Annotated in this window: 16 protein-coding genes and 1 pseudogene; 15 read left to right on the top strand and 2 right to left on the bottom strand. The window is 59.8% G+C overall.

All coding sequences use genetic code 11. The features are described 5' to 3' along the window. Positions 1-39 precede the first annotated feature (39 nt). Complete coding sequence (gene guaB, locus HYZ49_05550; GenBank protein ID MBI3241741.1) at positions 40-1,485, top strand: IMP dehydrogenase; 1,446 nt, start codon at positions 40-42, stop codon at positions 1,483-1,485. 71 nt (positions 1,486-1,556) lie between these two features. Here guaB and HYZ49_05545 read toward each other — a convergent pair whose 3' ends face one another. Continuing rightward, complete coding sequence (locus HYZ49_05545; GenBank protein ID MBI3241740.1) at positions 1,557-2,696, bottom strand: LysM peptidoglycan-binding domain-containing protein; 1,140 nt, start codon at positions 2,694-2,696, stop codon at positions 1,557-1,559. A gap of 221 nt (positions 2,697-2,917) precedes the next feature. Next, positions 2,918-3,853: an NAD-dependent epimerase/dehydratase family protein gene (locus HYZ49_05540; GenBank protein ID MBI3241739.1), complete on the bottom strand. Its 936-nt coding sequence runs from the start codon at positions 3,851-3,853 to the stop codon at positions 2,918-2,920. A 131-nt stretch (positions 3,854-3,984) separates the two neighbouring features. On the opposite strand from HYZ49_05540, the gene HYZ49_05535 reads away from it, so the two are divergent. The 14 genes and pseudogenes from HYZ49_05535 to HYZ49_05470 form a co-directional block, all read left to right on the top strand. After that, positions 3,985-5,079 carry an inositol-3-phosphate synthase gene (locus HYZ49_05535; GenBank protein ID MBI3241738.1) on the top strand — a complete coding sequence of 365 codons (1,095 nt, stop codon included), beginning with the start codon at positions 3,985-3,987 and terminating at the stop codon, positions 5,077-5,079. After that, positions 5,079-5,702: a CDP-alcohol phosphatidyltransferase family protein gene (locus HYZ49_05530; GenBank protein ID MBI3241737.1), complete on the top strand. Its 624-nt coding sequence runs from the start codon at positions 5,079-5,081 to the stop codon at positions 5,700-5,702. The genes HYZ49_05535 and HYZ49_05530 overlap by 1 nt, the downstream gene beginning before the upstream one ends. Positions 5,703-5,774: 72 nt before the next feature. Beyond that, positions 5,775-6,608: a prolipoprotein diacylglyceryl transferase gene (locus HYZ49_05525; GenBank protein MBI3241736.1), complete on the top strand. Its 834-nt coding sequence runs from the start codon at positions 5,775-5,777 to the stop codon at positions 6,606-6,608. Between the two features lie 89 nt (positions 6,609-6,697). Then, positions 6,698-7,618: an ABC transporter ATP-binding protein gene (locus HYZ49_05520; GenBank protein ID MBI3241735.1), complete on the top strand. Its 921-nt coding sequence runs from the start codon at positions 6,698-6,700 to the stop codon at positions 7,616-7,618. A 55-nt stretch (positions 7,619-7,673) separates the two neighbouring features. Next, positions 7,674-9,116 (top strand): stage II sporulation protein M, encoded by a 1,443-nt coding sequence (locus tag HYZ49_05515; protein ID MBI3241734.1) that lies wholly within the window; start codon positions 7,674-7,676, stop codon positions 9,114-9,116. Between the two features lie 19 nt (positions 9,117-9,135). Further along, complete coding sequence (locus HYZ49_05510) at positions 9,136-9,468, top strand: Hsp20/alpha crystallin family protein (GenBank protein MBI3241733.1); 333 nt, start codon at positions 9,136-9,138, stop codon at positions 9,466-9,468. Between the two features lie 159 nt (positions 9,469-9,627). Further along, a pseudogene (locus HYZ49_05505) lies at positions 9,628-11,905 on the top strand (LON peptidase substrate-binding domain-containing protein). Between the two features lie 308 nt (positions 11,906-12,213). Next, positions 12,214-13,383, top strand: a complete 1,170-nt coding sequence (locus HYZ49_05500; protein ID MBI3241732.1) for a TolB family protein — start codon at positions 12,214-12,216, stop codon at positions 13,381-13,383. A gap of 68 nt (positions 13,384-13,451) precedes the next feature. Continuing rightward, positions 13,452-13,805 (top strand): response regulator, encoded by a 354-nt coding sequence (locus HYZ49_05495; protein ID MBI3241731.1) that lies wholly within the window; start codon positions 13,452-13,454, stop codon positions 13,803-13,805. Positions 13,806-13,817: 12 nt separating this feature from the next. Beyond that, positions 13,818-15,590 (top strand): putative DNA binding domain-containing protein, encoded by a 1,773-nt coding sequence (locus tag HYZ49_05490; protein MBI3241730.1) that lies wholly within the window; start codon positions 13,818-13,820, stop codon positions 15,588-15,590. 71 nt (positions 15,591-15,661) lie between these two features. Next, positions 15,662-16,150, top strand: a complete 489-nt coding sequence (locus tag HYZ49_05485; protein MBI3241729.1) for a GNAT family acetyltransferase — start codon at positions 15,662-15,664, stop codon at positions 16,148-16,150. A 32-nt stretch (positions 16,151-16,182) separates the two neighbouring features. Continuing rightward, positions 16,183-16,683, top strand: a complete 501-nt coding sequence (locus HYZ49_05480) for a MogA/MoaB family molybdenum cofactor biosynthesis protein (protein ID MBI3241728.1) — start codon at positions 16,183-16,185, stop codon at positions 16,681-16,683. A 77-nt stretch (positions 16,684-16,760) separates the two neighbouring features. Beyond that, positions 16,761-16,925, top strand: coding sequence for a hypothetical protein (locus tag HYZ49_05475; protein ID MBI3241727.1), 165 nt, complete (start codon positions 16,761-16,763; stop codon positions 16,923-16,925). 9 nt (positions 16,926-16,934) lie between these two features. Beyond that, the coding region (locus tag HYZ49_05470; protein ID MBI3241726.1) for a hypothetical protein at positions 16,935-17,714 on the top strand (780 nt) is incomplete at its 3' end.

The raw sequence follows: 17,714 nt of genomic DNA, 5'->3' as shown, positions 1-17,714 counted from the left end.
GTGCTGTTGCAAATTTTGTATCTTCTGAGGAGACCCGCCATGAAACTCCGCCCCGACACTGCTCTGACGTTTGACGATGTTCTGCTCGCGCCGCGCCGCTCCACGGTGGCCTCACGGCAGGCCGTCAACACTCGCTCGTGCTTCACCCGCCGCCTCGAAGTGGCGATCCCCATCATCTCGTCTAACATGGACACGGTGACCGAGGGGCCGATGGCAATTGCTATGGCCCGGTCTGGCGGCCTCGGCGTCATCCACCGTTTCATGACGATGGAGCGTCAGGCCGCCGAAGTTGAGCGGGTCAAACGCGCCGAAAGCTTCATAGTCGATCATCCCTACAGTTTGTCCGGCAACTCGACGGTGAAAGAAGCCCGAAGCGCAATGGAAACGCACGGCATCGGCGGCTTGATGGTGCTGGGTAAGAACGGCGAGCTAATCGGCCTGGTGTCCACGCGCGACCTGTTGTTTGAGCAAGATCAGGATCGCGTGGTGCGCGAGGTGATGACGCCGCGCGAAAAACTGATCACCGTCGGGGCGGGCGCCTCGCTGGAAGACGCCCGGTCTCTGTTGCACAGCCACCGCCTCGAAAAACTGCCGGTGGTAGACAACAACGGTCGCTTGCTGGGCCTGATCACCTCACAGGATATTGTGAAGACCGAACACTCGCCGGACGCCACCAAAGACGAGAAGGGCCGCCTGCGGGTGGCGGCGGCAGTGGGTGTGAAAGAAGCCGACCTGGAGCGGGCGACGGCCTGCGTCAACGCCGGCGCTGACGCGCTGGTGGTGGACATCGCCCACGGCCACTCCGACAGCGCCATCAACATGGTGAGAAAGTTGAAAGAGCGTTTCTCGAACATTGATGTGGTGGGCGGCAACGTGGCAACTGCCGAGGGTGTGCGCGATCTGGTTGAGGCGGGGGCCGATGCGGTGAAAGTGGGCGTGGGCGCAGGCTCGATCTGCATCACCCGGCTGGTCACCGGCTTTGGCGTGCCGCAACTCACGGCCATTGCCGAGTGCGCCGAAGCCGGGCAGGCGTTGAGCGTGCCTGTCATCGCCGATGGTGGCATTCGCAAAGGCGGCGACTTAACCAAAGCCCTGGCCGCCGGGGCCAGCACGGCCATGATCGGCAGTTTGCTGGCCGGAACAGACGAAAGCCCCGGCGCGCCGGTGGTGCGCGACGGGCGGCGCTTCAAAGTGGTGCGCGGCATGGCTTCGCTCACGGCCAACATCGAGCGCCGCGAAGTTGAACTGGGGCGCGAAGTGGATCCGGAAGACTGGGAGCGAGTCGTGCCGGAAGGCGTGGAGGCGGTTGTCCCGTTCCGGGGGCCGGTGCTGGATATTCTGCATCAACTGGTGGGCGGCTTGCGCTCCGGGCTAAGTTACGCCGGGGCGACGACGATCCCCGAACTGTGGCAGAACGCCGAGTTCATGCGCATCACTTCTGCCGGCAAGAGCGAGAGCGGGGCGCACGATGTGCAGGTATTGTAACGACTAAGAAATTGACGAATCAAAAGCAGGGGCGCGGTGATCGCGCCCCTGCTTGATTTAATCCGGGAAGTTTACTTCTTCGGGCAATTCACCACAAACTCAAAGCGGCTGATGTAAGTGGTTGCGCCGGACGTGAACACAATGTCGCCCGCCGTTGACGAGCCACAGGTTCCAATCACTTCAAACTCAATGTCGTTCCACTTCTCACTGCCCTCCGGCTTGACGTAGATGCCGGTGATGGGAATGGACTTGCGGATGCCGTTCTCCAACTGCTCCAGGGTGTAAGTGCCATTGCCGCCCTCAAACTCGACGACGAGAGTCATGATGCCCTGATTGGCGTTCGCCGGGTTGAGGCGGGTGCGCACGTGGGCGATCCAGCGGATAAGGAGCGGCTGGTTGAGTTTGACGACGTTGCCCGGCATGGTGATGGTCTTGACGGTGGTGACGACGTTGGCGTTGGGATTGTCGCTTAAACCGCCGCCCGTTGTGCCCTCGCCGCCGCCGCCGATGCCCTCGCCCGGCGTTGTCGTGCCGGTGGTGGTCGGCGTGGTGCTGGCCGGCACGCCCGGAAGGGTGGCCGCGATGAAGGGCGAATCGTAAGCGATGGGCACAAAGACGTTGTTGCCGGGGAAGATGCGCCCGCCATCGCCCAGGTGCGGGTTGAACTGCAACAGCTTGTTGGCGGTGGTGCTGAACATGGCGGCGATGGTGTGGATCGTGTCGCCTCTTTGAACGACGTAGCGATGCGGCCCGGCAGGGATGAGCAATTTCTGGCCGGCTGTCACCACCGAGTTCGACCGGAGACGGTTGGCTTGCAGAAGCGCCGTCTTGTCAATGTAAAGCTTGTTGAGGATGTCCTGCATGGACTCGCCTGGCTGGACGGTGTAAATGAAAGGGTTGACCAGACTCGGCGTTGCCCCTAGCGTGATCGGGATGCGGAGAGTTTCGCCGACGAAGATCAGGTCGGGCCGGGTGCGCAGGCCGTTGAGGTCAATCAGCCGCGAGGCGCTCACCCCGAATTTCTTGGAGATGGTCACCCAGGTGTCGCCCAGTTCGACGGTGTAGGTGATGGTTCCAGGGACGGCCACCACCGGGGTGGCGGTGGGGGTGGCCGCCGTTTGCGCCTGGGCCACGCCGTGTTGTGCAGGTGAGAACAGAATCAGGCCCAACAGGACTAATCCAATCGTCACCAATAAAGTTCGTGCTTTCATCAGAGCCTCCTCACAGAAAAGTGTCTGGCCGCATTTCAGACCTAAGGGTCTCGCGAAGCGGACCCTTAGGGTCTAGACCTTGTGTTTGCGGCAATCATGACAGTATTGTATTTGAGTTGAAATATCGCGCTAGTGGGGGTGGGTGGCAGGCCGGTTTCAGTTTTGTGGCGATTTCACAGCAGAAGGCTCGGACTTTTTTTCTGCGGCCTCGGCGGTAAATTTCAGGCCGGGCTAACCTGAAATCGAACATCACTCTCAACCATCTGCCGCAAACCTTCGGCCAGCGAGACGCGGGGGCGATAATTCAACATGGCTTCGGCTTTGGTCAGGTCGGCCTTCATGCGTGAGACGCCGCCGCTTTCGAGCGGGTTGTGAACAACGTCAATGGATTTGCCAATGACGTTGCCGATGACTCTCACCAACTCGTGGCCGCTTGTCTCCACGCCGCTGCCGACGTTGATCACCTGTCGGTCAATGCCGCCGGTGAAGGCCGCCGCCACGAGCGCGCTCACCACGTCGGTCACATAAACGTAGTCGCGAGTCTGACTGCCGTCGCTGGCCAGCACCACCGAGCCGCCGCCGAGGGCGCGTTTGAGAAAGCGGGGGATGACGGGCGAATGAGCCGCCGGCAATGGTTGGTCGGGGCCGTAAGCGTTGAAGACGCGCAGGATGACGGTTTCGATGCCCCACAACTTGCCGATGGTGCGGACGTAAGACTCGGCGGCCAGTTTGCTCACGGCGTAAGGCGAAGCCGGATCAGGGGTGAGGTCTTCGTGAAGCGGTTGGGTCCCATTCTCGCCATACACCGCGCCCGACGAGGCCAGCACCACCCGCCGCACGCCCACGTCGCGCATGGCTTCCATCACGCTCACCGTGCCGCCGACGTTGGTGGCATTGTACTCGCGTGGGTATAGCACCGACTCGGCCACCGAGACCCGCGCCGCCAGGTGATAGACGCACTGCACTTCCTGCAACAGAGTCCACAGCTTGGGGCGGTCATTCACATCGCCGCGAGTGAACAGCACCTTCGGGTTGAGCCGGGCCGGGTCGCCAGCCGAGAGGTCGTCAATCACATGAACTTCGTGGCCGTCATTGGCCAACCGGTTGGCCAGCGCCGAGCCAAGAAAGCCCGCGCCGCCCGTGACAAGAAATTTCATGACGACGATTATAACCCCGTAGGGCAAACCCTTGCGGGTGCGCGCGCAAAACTCGCCTTGCCTTGACATTCACGCCTCCAACCGATAACATTCACTTCAGCTAACTCTAACTCCCTGGAAGGAAACTCACTGTGGCTACAAAAAAAAATAAAAAAGTCCGCGTAGCGATTGTCGGCGTGGGCAATTGCGCTTCATCATTTGTGCAAGGCTTGCATTACTATCGCGACGCAAAGGAAAAGGACAGCGTGCCCGGCCTGATGCACGTCAACCTGGCCGGCTATCACATCCACGACGTGGAAATCTCCGCCGCCTTCGACGTGGTGGACACCAAAGTTGGCCTCGACGTGGCCGAAGCCATCTTTGCTTACCCCAACAACACCTACAAATTCAGCGACGTGCCCAAGCTGGGGGTGAAGGTCGAGCGCGGCATGACCCACGACGGCATTGGCAAGTACCTGGCCGAGAAGGTCAAGAAAGCGCCCGGCCCCACAGCCGACATTGTCAAGATTCTCAAGGATACCAAGACGGATGTTGTTGTCTCTTATTTGCCGGTCGGCTCGGAGATGGCGACCAAGTGGTACGTGGAGCAGGTGCTGGAAGCCGGTTGCGGCTTCGTCAACTGCATCCCGGTCTTCATCGCCTCGCAGGATTACTGGCGCAAACGGTTTGAAGAGCACGGCCTGCCCATCATCGGCGACGACATCAAGAGCCAGGTCGGGGCGACGATCACCCACCGCGTCCTCACCAACTTGTTCGTCGAGCGCGGCGTCCGCCTCGACCGGACGTATCAACTGAACTTCGGCGGCAACATGGACTTCTACAACATGCTGGAGCGCGACCGGCTGGAGTCCAAGAAGATTTCCAAGACCGGGGCCGTCACTTCGCAGCTGCCCTACAAGATGGAGCCGGACAATGTCCACGTCGGCCCGTCGGATTACGTGCCGTGGCTCACCGACCGCAAGTGGTGTTACATTCGCATGGAAGGCACGACCTTTGGCGACGTGCCCCTCAATGTGGAAGTGAAGCTGGAAGTGTGGGACTCGCCCAATTCGGCGGGGGTGGTGATTGACGCGGTGCGGTGCGCCAAGCTGGCCCTCGACCGGGGAATCGGCGGGGCGCTCTACAGCCCGTCATCCTACTTCATGAAGACGCCGCCTACTCAGTTCACCGACGACATGGCTCGCCAGCGGACGGAAGACTTTATCAGCGGCAAAGCCGAGAACTGATGGATACCACTAAAACGGTCAAGCCGCGCTCGCTCACCGACTGGCTTCGCGCTCGCTTCAAGTGGCTCACCGAACCGCTGGGCGCTTTTGCCGGGCGGCTGGGCGTTCACCCGAATGTGATCACCTTCGCCGGGTTGTTGGGCAACGTGGCCGGGGCGGCGGCCCTGGCCTGGGGCAACATCTCGCTCGGCGGCCTCATCATTTTGCTCATGGGGCCGGTGGACGCGCTGGACGGGGCGACGGCCCGCGCCAGCGGCCAGAAGTCGCCCTTCGGCGCGTTCGTGGATTCGGTGACGGATCGCTACTCGGAAGCCATCATCTTTCTGGGTTTGATGATCCATTACTTGCGCCAGCCGGGCGATCAGGCGCAAGCCCTGGTGTTGATCTTTCTCTCGTTCGCCGGCTCGGTGATGGTGTCTTACGCCAAAGCCCGGGCCGAGGCGCTGAACTTCGACGCCAACGTGGGCTGGCTGACGCGGGTGGAACGCTATCTCATTCTCGCTCCGTTACTCCTCATTAACCAGCCGATGGCGGCTTTGCGGTTGATCGCCGTGTTGGCCAACGTTACTGCCCTCCAGCGCATCTTTCATGTGCGGCGGCAGTTTTATGATAAGAACAAGTGACAATTCACAATGCTCAATTCACAATTGCAAATTGAGCATTGTGAATTGAGCATTCATTCTCAAGGAACTCCTATGTCTATTGACGCACTCGGCATTCACCTCGGCCCGCTCTACCTGCGGTTCTATGGAGTCATTCTCGTCGGCGGAGCGATGGTCAGCGCTTATGTGGCCTCGCTCGAGGCGCGGCGCAAAGGCCTCAACCCGGACTATGTTTGGGACGGCTTGATCTGGGCGCTCATCGGCGGCATCGTCGGCGCGCGGCTCTATCACGTCTTCACCCCGCCGCCGAGCATGGTGGCCCAGGGCTTCACCACCGAATCCTACTTTGCCGATCCGATCAAAATCTTCCAGGTCTGGAACGGCGGCCTCGGCATTCCGGGCGGCATCGCCGGCGGCCTGCTTGGCCTGTGGCTCTACACGCGCTACGCCAAGTTGAATTTCCTCACCTGGGTGGACCTGGCCACCCCGGCTCTGGCTCTGGGTCAGGCCATTGGCCGCTGGGGCAACTTCGTCAACCAGGAACTCTATGGCAAGCCGACGGATTTGCCCTGGGGCATCTTCATCGAGCAACAAAACCGCCTCCCCGGTTACACCGAGTTCGAGCGATTCCACCCAACGTTCCTTTACGAGTCGATCCTCAACCTGGCCGCCTGCCTGGCTCTGCTGTGGATCGCCCGCCGTTTCGCCGACCGCCTCAAACCGGGCGATATGTTCCTGAGCTATCTGGTGATGTACCCCACCATCCGCTTCTTCATGGAATTATTGCGGCTCGACAGCAGTGAATTTGGCAACCTCAACATCAACCAGATGTTGTCTATCGTGGTCGCCGTCGCCAGCGGCATTGCCCTGATGATCCGCCACCGCCGCCAGCGGCGGATGAGCCAAAAGGCGGCCAGCAACGGGTAGTAATCGGTTATCAGTTATTGGTTATTGGTGATCGCCAATAACTGATAACCAATAACTAATACCTGATCATTTATCCTGCAACATCTGACATGATCGAAGCCCACGCCCTCACCAAACACTTCGACGACTTTCACGCGGTCGAGTCGGTCTCGCTTAGTGTGGCCGCCGGGCAGGTGCTGGCCCTGCTGGGGCCGAACGGCGCCGGCAAGACGACGACGGTGCGGATGCTCACCTCGATCCTCAAACCGACCTCCGGCTCGGCCACGGTAGCCGGCTTCGACGTGGTGCGCGACCCGGACGGCGTGCGGGCTAATATCGGCGTTCTCACCGAGCATCACGGCCTGTACCTTCGCAGTTCGGGCGAAGAGTATCTCGACTTCTTCGCCGAACTCTACGGCCTCCCACGCGAAAGGCGGCGACCCCGGATCGTCGAACTGCTCGAACGGTTCGGCATGGCCGACGCCGCCCGCCGCCGAATCGGCGAATACTCCAAAGGCATGCGCCAAAAGCTGGCTCTCATCCGGGCCATGTTGCACGACCCGCCGGTGCTCCTGCTCGACGAGCCAACGTCGGCCATGGACCCACAAAGCGCCAAGCTGGTGCGTGACGCCATTGCCGACCTTCGCACCGACCGCCGGGCCATCATCCTTTGCACCCACAACCTGGTTGAAGCCGAGTCGCTGGCCGACTCGATTGCCATCATTCGCAAAGGCCGCATCATCGCCAGCGGCAACCCTGAGGCCCTCAAGGATCAACTCCTCGGCCCGGCCATGATGGAACTGCGGCTGGCTGTGCCGCTCGACGGTTTGGCCGACTCTGTTTCCGACCTGATCACTGTGGCCGAACGCGGCGAGAACTGGTTGCGCTACAGCGCGCCAGACGCCGCCGACCTTAACCCGCGCTTGCTCAATCGGCTGGCAGAGGCTAAGATACCCGTGCTCACCCTGTCTGAAGTGCCGCGAAGTATTGAGGCGGTTTACTTGCGGGCGGTGGAGGAGGACGAACGATAGCCAGACTTCCGAAGTCTTTGAGACTTCGGAAGTCTGGTTGATACGCTGACAAATTATGGCCGCCGGAACTTTATCCCGCTCCGATTTCAGCCGCGCCTTCGTCATCGCCCGCCGCGAGATTCGCGACGGCTTTCGCGACTGGCGCATCATCGCGCCCATCCTCGTTCTCACCCTCTTCTTCCCGGCGCTCATGAACTTCACCGCCAGCCAGGCCGTGGCCTTTGTGAGCGAATACGGCGCGCCCGTCATCGGCGACCGCCTCATCCCCTTCCTGCTGATGATCGTCGGCTTCTTCCCGATCTCGGTCTCGCTCGTCATCGCCCTCGAAAGTTTTGTCGGCGAGAAGGAACGCTTCTCGCTCGAGCCTTTGCTCACCTCGCCGCTCTCCAACATCCAGCTTTACGTTGGCAAAACGCTGGCCGCCACCGTGCCGCCCCTGCTGGCCGCTTACCTCGGCATCATCGTTTACCTGGTCGGTTTGTATATCAGCCTGCGCTGGACGCCGCCGCCCGTCTTGTTGCTTCAGATCGTGACCCTGACGACGGTGCAGGCCACGGTGATGGTGAGCGGGGCGGTGGTCATCTCCACCCAGACCACCAGCGTGCGGGCCGCCAACCTGCTGGCCTCCTTCATTGTCATTCCCATGGCCCTGCTGGTGCAGGGCGAGAGCCTGGTGATGTTCTGGGGGCGCTACGACGTGCTGTGGGTCATCATCTTCGGGCTGGTGATGATCAACGCCGTGCTGGTGCGAATGGGCGTGCGCCTCTTCAACCGCGAAGAACTGCTGGGCCGCGAACTCGACGAACTCAACTTCCCGCAAATGGCCCGCGTGTGCTGGCGCGAATTTGCGGGCGAAGCAAAGGGTTCGCTGTTCCGCTGGTATCAAATTGAAGTGACCAAATCTCTGCGCCACATGCGTTGGCCGATCCTGATGATGGCCCTGGCCAGCGTTGCCGGTTACTTCGTCGGCCAATACTACGCCTCCGTCTTTCAGTTTCCGCCGGAGATGATGGACCTGACAAACATCTCATCCGGTTTGCGCGAACGGCTGGAGCAGTTTGGCCTGTTCTCGGCCAGCGGCGTCGGCCTGATTCTGTTTCAAAACCTGCGGGCGGTGCTGATCGCGGCGGCGCTTGGCGTGTTCAGCTTTGGCGTGCTGGCAGTAGTGATCTTGATGCTGCCGACGACGCTGGCCGGATATTTCGCCGGTCAACTCGCTTTGGCCGGATATAACCCCTTCCTCTTTTTGATCGCCTTTATCCTGCCGCACGGCATTCTCGAAATCCCGGCGGTCATCCTGGTGGGGGCCGCCACCATTAATTTGGGCGCCAGCCTCATCTCGCCCCCGCCGGGCAAAACCGTCATAGACGGCTGGCTGATGGCGCTGGCCGACTGGCTCAAAATTTTCATCGGCCTGGTCGTGCCCATGCTGGCGGGCGCGGCCCTGCTGGAAGTGTTTGTCACGCCCAACATTGTTGTCGCCATGTTAGGACGATAGAAAACAAGGAGGCCCGATCATGTTCGTTCGCTCTACTCAACTGCTCACGATCACCTACGTGCGCCCGTGGCGGCCTCCCACCGACGTTTACGAAACCGAAACCGACGTGGTGGTGGAAGTCGAAATCGCCGGCATGCGCGACGAGGATTTCCACGTCTCGCTCGAAGGCCGGCTGTTGACCATTAGCGGGACGCGGGCTGACAAGCCGCGTGAGCGGCGGGCTTACCACGAGATGGAAATACCCTCCGGCGAATTTCGGACTGACCTTGAACTGCCGGTGACTATTGACACGGACGCCATCCGGGCCGTCTACGAAGATGGCTTTCTGCGAATTCGATTGCAGAAAGCGTAGGGGCGAAGCATTCGCTCCTTGACTTTGCCGAACTCAAAACCTATAGGGCGAATGCTTCGCCCGCGTGAGAAATCGTGAATGACAGCAACAAAATGGTACGCGCTTGAATTGTCCCCTGAAACTGCCGAAGGCTGGCTGGAGCTGGCCCAGGCACAGTTGATGCCCATCCTCACAAAAGTTGGAGAGAAGTCTGGCGGCCAACCCGGAGAAGAAGAAGAAGGTGAAAAGGCGCCTCATTTGCCTGAGGTGTTGTCAATCCTGCCTCTGCGCGGGGTGGTGGTCTATCCACTGACGGCTGTGCCGCTCACGGTGGGCCAGCCGCGCTCGGTGCGGCTGGTGGACGACGCTTCGGTGGGCCAACGTATGATTGGCCTGCTCACCAGCGTGAACCCCGAACTGGAGACGCCCGGCCCCGACGACTTGTATCGTATCGGCACCGCGGCCCAGGTGCTTCGCCTCTTCCGCGCACCCGACGGCGCCATCCGGTTGTTGGTGCAGGGCTTGAGCCGCATCCGGGTTGACGAGTTCGTGGAGACCGACCCGTATCTCAAGGCTCGCGTCTCGCTCGTGCCCGAAGCGAAGCTCGAAGAGGGCATTGAGGTGGAAGCCCTGATGCGAAGCGTGATGGATCAATTTCAACGCTTCGCCGAGTTGATGCCGTCACTCCCGGCAGAACTTTTGGCCTCGGCCCTGAACGTGGATGACGCCCGTCAGTTGGTCTACGGCGTGGCCACTTACGTTCGCATGACTCTGGCCGACGCCCAGCATTTGCTGGAGATGGACAGCATCACCGAAAAGCTCAAGACCTTGCTGGTGCTGTTGAGCAAAGAAGTGGAAGTGATGGAACTGGGCCGCAAGATTCAGCAGGACGCCCAGGGCGAGATCGAAAAAGTCCAGCGCGATTATTTTCTGCGCGAGCAGATGAAGGCCATTCAGCGCGAGCTGGGCGAGGCCGACGAGCAGACGATGGAGGCCGAGGAGTTTCGCAAGAAGATCGAGGCCCTCAGCCTGGGATCATTACGGCCTCAAAGACATCAAGGAGCGCATCCTTGAGTTTTTGGCGGTGCGTAAACTGCGCCTGGAGAGAAAGGAAGAACGCAAGGCCGCCCCTGAGCCGACCGACTTGATCCGCCGTGAACGGGAGGGTGTGATCTTGTGTTTCGTGGGGCCGCCCGGCGTGGGGAAAACGTCACTGGGCCAGTCCATCGCCCGGGCCATGGGCCGCAAGTTCATTCGCATGTCGCTCGGCGGCGTGCGCGACGAGGCCGAGATACGCGGCCACCGCCGCACTTACATCGGCGCTCTCCCCGGCAGAATCATGCAGGCCCTGAGACGGGCTGAGTCTAAAAACCCGGTCTTCATGCTGGACGAGGTGGACAAGCTCGGCGCGGACTATCGCGGCGATCCTTCCTCGGCTTTGAACTGGCTGGACACCGTCCCCGGCCCTCTGCGCGACCGGATGGAGATTTTGCAACTCTCCAGCTACACCGAGGGCGAGAAGTTGGCGATTGCCAAAGGCTACCTCATCCCGCGCCAGATTCGCGAGAACGGCCTGCGTCTCGACGAACTGGGTTTCAGCGACGAGGCCATCCTGACGATGATCCGCAGTTACACCCGCGAGGCGGGCGTGCGCAATTTGGAGCGCGAGATCGGCAGTGTTTGCCGGAAATTGGTGACTAAGATTGCCGAGGGCGGCACGACTAAGGTGGCAATTGACAGCGCCGACGTAAAAGAGTATCTTGGCAAGCCGAAGTTCTATTACACCGAGGAAGTGGAGGAACGAACGTCGGTGCCGGGGGTGGCGACGGCCCTGGCCTGGACGCCTATCGGCGGCGACGTAATGTTCATCGAGGCCACCCACATGCCCGGCGGGCGAGGCTTCCAGATCACCGGCCAGCTGGGTGACGTGATGCAAGAGTCGGCGCGGGCGGCGCTCTCTTACGTTCGATCCAAGTCTGCCGAATACGGTCTGCCGGACGACTTTTTCGGCAAGCACGACATTCACTTGCACATCCCCGCCGGGAGCCAGCCCAAAGACGGCCCCAGCGCCGGGGTGACGATGGCGACGGCGCTGGTGTCGCTCATCTCCGGCAAGCCGGTGCGGCACGACGTGGGCATGACCGGCGAGATCACCCTGCGCGGCCAGGTTCTGCCCATTGGCGGCGTGAAGGAAAAGGTGCTGGCCGCCCACCGGGCCGGACTCAAGACCATCATCCTGCCGCGCCGCAACGAGAAAGACCTTGAGGACGTGCCGGAAGAGATTCGCAAACAGATCAAGTTTGTGTTTGCCGACCGGGTGGACGAGGTGGTGAACGCCGCCCTGTCGCAACCGTTGAATGGCAGAAAGAAAACAGGCAAGAAGAAATCTGCCAGTGGCCAGGCCCATCAAAAAACTAAAGGCAGTATTCGCCAACGGAGATCAGGTGCGGCAACCTGAGGAGACACGTATGAAGCACTTGCGTTCAACTAGAAATTCACGCCCCAATGTTCTGTTCGTCGCGTCCCTTGTCATCCTCCTGTTGTCTGTTGGCGTTGCAGTTTCTGCTGAACCAGCGGCCACCTGCCGACGGGCGAGTTTTGGTTTACCGCAATGGGGCGCTACTGGCGATTCGCGATGTAACAGGATGGCCGTATTATGCGAGCGGTGGGTATATTGGCCTTTGGACCATAGGTGCCAGCAATGCATTGTTTGACGACTTTGGAGGCGGAGGAGTACCATAAACTGGCTTGACAAGAAGGTGGGTCATGGGCCATCTATCTAAACTAGTCAAACATCTGCGCCTGAGAATGCTCTTACTCGTACTTGGATTGGTGTCGTGCCAGCCTGCAACAACAGATCTGTCGATGATTACACCAAGTACTGAAACTTTGGTTGCGACACTGGCCCCAGAAGTAGTAGCTATACCAAGCCCTTCCATAACCTCTCCTCCGCCGGTATCAACTCCTTCCACCGCTGGATGGATTCTTTATCAGAGTGATACATATTTCTATCTCATTAATGCTGGTAGAGGTGGCTCAACCCGCTATCAGGGATTTGACCTCTCCTGGTCACCTGATGGACAACGGATTGTATTTACAGACAGGAAAAACATTTATGTGATGCATGTTGATGGAAGCGGATTAACTGTCGTTACTAATTTTGACAAATCTGATAAAGAAGGCGTCCGTTTCTATCCGCACTGGTCGCCAGATGGTAAACGGATTGCTTTCTGGTCATCAGATGGCTTTTATTACGCTCTATATGTTGTAAGTGCCGACGGTAGTGATCTGAGCTACTTGGCTAGCATTGGGCTTGCTGGTTTGGGTTATAAGGAGCCAATATGGTCGCCGAATAGCCGGCAAATTGTCTATTCGCGGACTAGTGAACATGAAAAAAGACCCTCCTCGATTTTTATTATCGATGTGGGGTTGGGGGCAGGAAAACACCTGACTGATCGAGGAGATGAGTACTGTCTAGAAACTTGTCCAAGCGATTTTGATCCGATCTGGGCTCCAAATGGACAGCAGATTGTTTTTACATCTACACGTGATGGCAACTATGAAACCTACCGGATAAATAGCGATGGTAGCCATGAAGTTCGCCTTACTGACGATCCGGCTTATGATGGCGAGTTGAATTGGTCACCGGATGGGCAACGAATTGTATTTGTGTCTGCAAGAGATGGCAACCCTGAAATCTATGTCATGAACGCGGATGGAAGTGATCAGTCTCGTTTGACTAATAACACAGCTGTGGATGGACAACCTGCTTGGTCACCGGACGGGCAACGAATTGTGTTTGCGTCTGCACGAGATGGCAATGATGAAATCTACCTTATGAATGCCGATGGAAGCAACCAGATCCGCTTGACCAACACCCCGACGGAAGAAGATGGGCACCCAATTTGGTCGCCACAATTAGAAGGAAACAATTAGGCAAGAAATGCATCAAGTTTTGTAATCCGGCAAAGAAACCACACCTTGCTACAGTAAAGAGGAAAACTGTGCCAAAAATATTAATCGTAGACGACGATCGGAGCATGGTGAAACTACTCACCACCCTCCTTCAACTTGACGGGTTTCAGGTGATTCACGAGGCGCGTGGGGCTGAGGTGCTTGGCATCATCCGGGCCCAAAGGCCGGATGCAGTTTTGATGGACGTTCACCTGTCGGACGCCGACGGGATTGATCTGCTCCGCCAGGTTCGGGCCGACGCCGCGATTGGCGGGACGCCCATCATCATCGCTTCAGGCGAAGACGTTCGCTATCAATGTGAAGAGGCCGGCGCCAACGGCTTCATTCTCAAACCCTACTCGCCCGACCAGCTAACTGAAGCCCTAAAGAAGGCCATTGTCTGATTCGAGATTGCTGTGAGTCGAAAACCTAAACCCAAAAAGACACCCCCTCGCGCCGCAACCTGGCGGCGGATGGACCTTCACCTGCACACCCCGGCCTCCAGCGATTATCAGGAGTCAGGCGTGGCCTGGCTCGATTTTTTGCAAAGGGCCGAAGCGCGCGGCCTCGACATCATCGGCGTCACCGACCACAACACCGTGGCCGGCTACCGCCGCTTGCGGGCCGAGATTGAGGAGCTGGAACTGCTGGAGCGCCTCAACCGCCTGCGCCCGGACGAGAAGAAGCGGCTCGACGAGTACCGTCGCCTGCTGACAAAAATTCTGGTTCTGCCCGGTTTCGAGTTCACTGCCACCTTTGGTTTTCACATCATCGGCCTGTTCTCGCCGGCCACGCCCATTCGCGACATCGAGCACATTCTGCTCAACCTCAACGTCCCATCTGATCAACTTGACAAAGGCTCCTCGACCGTCGGCGCAACGGCTGACGTGTTGACGGCTTACGAACAGATTGACGAGGCGGGCGGGCTGGTCATTGCCGCCCACGCCAACTCGTCCAACGGCGTCGCCATGCGCGGCTTCACCTTCGGCGGGCAAACCAAAATTGCTTACACGCAAGACCCGCACCTGCACGCCCTCGAAGTGACCGATTTGGAGCAGAAGGGCCGCCGGGCCACCGCCGCTTTCTTCAACGGCAGTAAGCCTGAGTATCCGCGCCGCATGCACTGCATTCAAGGCTCGGACGCTCACCGCCTGCGCCGCGACCCCAACAGCGTCAAGAACTTGGGCCTGGGCGACCGCACCACCGAAGCCCTGCTCGACGACGTTTCGTTCGAGTCTCTGCGCCAGCTCTTCCTGGGCAGTGACTTCGCCCGGACGCGGCCTTATCGCGGCAGCCTCGGCGAGGTGGCCTTCGATTACATTCAGGCCGCGCGCGAACAAGGCCCCAACATCGTGCAGGATTTTCACGACAGCCTGAACGGCAAGGCCAAGCTCACGGCAGTGCTGGCCGACGTTTGCGCCTTTGCCAACATCAACGGCGGCACGCTCTACATCGGAGTGAGCGCCGACGCCAAACATGCTCCGGTCGGCGTGCAGGGCGCGCCTGCCGCCGCCGCCAAACTACAAAAAGAAATCGCCTCGCGCTTGTTGCCCTCGCTTGCCATCACCGTGGACGTGCAGGAAACGCACGGTAAGAAGATCGTCCGCGTTCTCGTGCCGCGCGGCGACGACCCGCCTTATGCCATTGACGACAACAAGATTTATCTGCGACAGGAGGCCGAGACCTCGCTGGCCGTGCGCGACGAGATTGTGCAGTTGACTCTTCGGGGAGGCCGCCTCGCCGGAGTGGCCGCTTCGCAAACCGAGGCCGAGTCCCAGGCCGCCCCGGTGGAGGCGACCACGGCGGCGGCCTCCCCGATGACCTCGGCCTCAGCCCCGCTCGACGCGCCGCGCACCGGAGTCGAGATCGTCGCCACCGAAAAACGCAACGGCAAGCTCTATCACACCGTGCGCGATTTGCGAAACGGCAACATCGTCAAGAACGTCACCCGCTCTTCGGCCCGTCACCTGTGGCGCTATGCCATCGGCCAGGCCGAGGGCGCCGCCCCGAACGAAAAGGCCATCACCTGGCACGGCGATTTGGGGTTGATCCGCAGGCAACAAAAAGGCAACGCCATCCGCTTTGATTTGATCCAGCGCGCGCCCGAAGGTGTGCGCGTTTACTACGGCGTCACCGACGACGGCATTCACGGGGCGTGGAAGAAAGTGGTGGGCGGCGAGGAGGAGTGAGAGTTTGCCGTCTAATCCGCCCTCGCCTTTTTCAACGGATTGCCTGCCTCTGCCGGGAAGCCGCCCGGCAGATCAATGTCGCAAGAAAGAACCAGGGTCGTGGGCGGATTAGAGAGGCTGAATTGCCTCCAGTCTCAACCTTCATGATCCGCGACTTCAACCTTGCCAATGATTACGACGCCGTCCTTGCCTTGTGGCGCTCCGCCGGGCCGGGCGTCCACATTGGCCTCTCGGACACGCGCGAAGAAATTGCCAGAAAGCTGGAGCGCGACCCTGATTTGTTTTTGGTCGCTGAGGATGCGGGGCGCATTGTTGGCTCGGTAATGGGCGGCTGGGACGGACGACGAGGAACGGTCTATCACCTGGCTGTCGCCGCCGAACATCGCGGGCGCGGCGTTGGCCTGGCGCTCATGAACGAATTGGAGTCGCGCCTCAGGGCCAAAGGCTGTTACAAGTATTACCTGCAAGTAACGTCCGACAACGAAGATGTGATGCGCTTCTACGAAAAGCTTGGCTGGACGCGTTCGCCCAACATCTTCATGAGCAAGACTCTCGGCTGATCAATTCTCCAATTCTCTACTTCTCTAATTTCATGCGCGTTGGCATTATCACGATTTCAGATCGCTCCTCACGCGGCGAGCGCCCCGACGCCGCCGGGCCGCTCATCGCCCAAATCCTCACCGAAAAATTTGGCTGGGACTGCTCACTCACCACCGTCCTTCCCGACGAACTCGATCAAATTCGCGACACGCTGATCGCCTGGGCTGACGACGGGCGGGCCGGCTTGATTCTCACCACCGGCGGCACGGGCTTTGCGCCGCGCGACGTGACGCCTGAGGCCACTCGCGCCGCCCTCGAGCGCGAAGCGCCCGGCATCCCCGAAGCCCTGCGCGCCGCCAGCCTGGCCGTTACCCAGCACGCCATGCTCTCGCGGCAGGTGGCCGGCATTCGCAAGCGGACGCTCATCATCAACATGCCCGGCAACCCCAAAGCCGTGAAAGAAAATCTCGACGTGCTGATCCCGATCCTGCCGCACGCGCTCGAACTGCTTGGCAACGATCCGGGCGCAGAGGCCGGGCATCGTTCTGTTTGATGCTACACGAAGGCACAAGGACACAAAGGCACAGAAAACGTGGACTCAACGGCTTCATCATCCGTTTTGCTTTCACCATGCAAGGTATCACCACCGCCGCCATTCTCGGCATCCGCCTCATGATCGCCATCATCCCCATCCTCGCCTCTGCTGTCGTCATCCGGACTCTGCAATGCTATCCTTTGCATGGCGATAAGTTGAAGAAGTTGCAGGCGAAGATTGCCTCAATGCGAGTAGGGTAAACTTAGCATGTGACCACCGAACCACCCAACCACCGAACCACCCAACTTACCCGAACTGATCTAGTAGCCTTTATCTTTATCTTCCTCGCCGCCCTCGCCTTCGTCTGGCCGCTCTTTGCGCCCGGCTGGATCATCCCGCAAGGCAGCGGCGACCTCGTCTCCTTCCTTTGGCCCACCTACCGCTACGCCGCCCAGCACCTCAACTTTCAGTCACTGTTCACTAATTACCGTTCACTGCTTTGGAACCCCACCCTCTACTCCGGCGCTCCCTTCGCCGCCGACAACCAGACCGGCCTCTTCTACCCGCCTAACTTTCTTCTCTTCCTCCTCTTCCCTGATTTACCCTACACTGCCCTCGAAGCCCTCGTCGCCTTCCACCTCTTCCTCTCCGGCGCGGGCATGTACCTCTTCACGCGCTTCGAGCTTCGAGATTTGGGATTTTGGAAATTGGAGTTTGGAATTTTTCCTGCCCTCGCCTTCATGGCCTCCGATGTCTTCATCACCCACCTCGGCAACCTCAACATCATCGCCGTCTCTGCCTACCTCCCCCTCATCTTCCTCTGCCTTCGCCAAACTCTTGACGTTTCTCGTTTGACGTTTGACGCAATGCGCTGGTCAATTCTCACCGGCCTCCTCCTCGGCCTCGCCACCCTCGCCGGCCACGCCCAAATGACCTTCATCCTCGCCCTCGCCTGCGCCCTCTACGGCCTCTACGAACTTATCATTCAGCGCCACTGGCGCGTCATCGCCCTCGGCGCGCTCTCGGCCCTCGTCGCCTTCGGCCTGGCC

It is taken from the genome of Chloroflexota bacterium (assembly GCA_016197225.1).
Lineage (GTDB): Bacteria > Chloroflexota > Anaerolineae > Anaerolineales > VGOW01 > VGOW01.
The sequence above is the reverse complement of the archived record's forward strand: the minus strand, read 5'-3'. Positions and strand labels throughout refer to the sequence as shown.

What these genes read in the sequence shown, in the direction of transcription:
- HYZ49_05515 (MBI3241734.1), top strand. Translation starts at nt 7,674, where the DNA reads ATGGCCGCCGGAACTTTATCCCGCTCCGATTTCAGCCGCGCCTTCGTC.
- guaB (MBI3241741.1), top strand. Translation starts at nt 40, where the DNA reads ATGAAACTCCGCCCCGACACTGCTCTGACGTTTGACGATGTTCTGCTC.
- HYZ49_05530 (MBI3241737.1), top strand. Translation starts at nt 5,079, where the DNA reads ATGGATACCACTAAAACGGTCAAGCCGCGCTCGCTCACCGACTGGCTT.
- HYZ49_05540 (MBI3241739.1), bottom strand. Translation starts at nt 3,853, where the DNA reads ATGAAATTTCTTGTCACGGGCGGCGCGGGCTTTCTTGGCTCGGCGCTG.
- HYZ49_05545 (MBI3241740.1), bottom strand. Translation starts at nt 2,696, where the DNA reads ATGAAAGCACGAACTTTATTGGTGACGATTGGATTAGTCCTGTTGGGC.
- HYZ49_05475 (MBI3241727.1), top strand. Translation starts at nt 16,761, where the DNA reads ATGCAAGGTATCACCACCGCCGCCATTCTCGGCATCCGCCTCATGATC.
- HYZ49_05525 (MBI3241736.1), top strand. Translation starts at nt 5,775, where the DNA reads ATGTCTATTGACGCACTCGGCATTCACCTCGGCCCGCTCTACCTGCGG.
- HYZ49_05480 (MBI3241728.1), top strand. Translation starts at nt 16,183, where the DNA reads ATGCGCGTTGGCATTATCACGATTTCAGATCGCTCCTCACGCGGCGAG.
- HYZ49_05500 (MBI3241732.1), top strand. Translation starts at nt 12,214, where the DNA reads ATGGGCCATCTATCTAAACTAGTCAAACATCTGCGCCTGAGAATGCTC.
- HYZ49_05510 (MBI3241733.1), top strand. Translation starts at nt 9,136, where the DNA reads ATGTTCGTTCGCTCTACTCAACTGCTCACGATCACCTACGTGCGCCCG.
- HYZ49_05520 (MBI3241735.1), top strand. Translation starts at nt 6,698, where the DNA reads ATGATCGAAGCCCACGCCCTCACCAAACACTTCGACGACTTTCACGCG.